We start from the raw sequence: 1,077 nt of genomic DNA, 5'->3' as shown, positions 1-1,077 counted from the left end.
CTCCACTGCCGCTGCCCCTCAGCAACTCACCACACGCCAGGCAGCCGTCGGGTAAGAACCATGCCACGGCACCTCACAGTAACCATGCAGCGCGCCGTCAGTGCTGCACCTTGGAAGCACCTGAGCGGGAGTTTGGCCCGAGTGCGTCCTGGTGGGGAGTCGGGCAAGCTGACCCTCCGCTCATTTCTGAGCGAGAGGACCGCACTGAACCGCGCGCTGAGCCGTCAGCGTCTCGCGTTCGCGCACGCGGCGTTAATCAGCCTTTTCTTGAGCGTATCTGTGCTCACGGGCAGCATCTTCGTCGAGCAGGTCAATGACCGCGTGATGGTGCACAAGCACATCGTCACTCTTGTGATCCTGTTTGGTGTCCTTGTCCTTCAGCTGGCGATTGCGGGTGTTCTTACGAAATTCCGCGATGCGATCCTTGAGCGAGTTGGGCTTCAACTCGATGCGGAACTGCGCCCCAGTTTGTTCAACTGGCGAGTGCGGGCCGCGATCGGATCGCGTCTACCTCACGCGCAGCAGAGCCTAACCGACCTCGATGTACTTCGCGGCTTTATCTCAGGCACCGGCGTTGCCGCGATCTATGATGCGATCCCGATCCCGATCTATCTCGCCGCTTGCTTCGCGATGCATGCGTGGCTCGGTTGGTTCGCAACGGCTGGCCTCGCTCTTGTGTTCATGCTCGCTGTCCTGCAGACGCGGACTCAATCGAGACGAGCTGCGCAACTTAGTGGCGCCAACGTTCACAATGAAGCCCTGACGGACACCTTCAAAAATATCGAAGCTGTTCAGGCTCTCGGCATGCGTGTGTCATTCCGCAGGCGCTGGACGTCTGCCTACCATCGGTTCCTCGGTGAGCAAGCCGCACTCGAAGACGAGGCCGCTCTTTTCTCATCCGTTACGCGTGCTCTGACGGGGGCGTTCAGCGGACTTTGCATGGCAATCGCCGCTTATCTCGCCATTCGAGGTGAAATCTCGCCGGGTAACGTGATCGGGGTCATGCTCATCGCCAGCAAGTTACTTCAGCCTCTCGGAGCCCTTTCGGCAGAGTGGCCTTCGTTTTTGCGAGCGCGT

The 1,077-nt window shown here is 59.8% G+C and carries 1 protein-coding gene; it reads left to right on the top strand.

What is annotated here, in order from left to right; all coding sequences use genetic code 11:
- Positions 1–84 precede the first annotated feature (84 nt).
- Positions 85–1,077, top strand: a 993-nt coding sequence (locus MOX02_RS30690; protein WP_244948468.1) for an ABC transporter transmembrane domain-containing protein, incomplete at its 3' end; no start/stop codon positions are given.

The sequence above is a fragment of the Methylobacterium oxalidis genome (assembly GCF_007992195.1).
Lineage (GTDB): Bacteria > Pseudomonadota > Alphaproteobacteria > Rhizobiales > Beijerinckiaceae > Methylobacterium > Methylobacterium oxalidis.
This window is presented reverse-complemented; position numbering and strand designations above follow the sequence as displayed.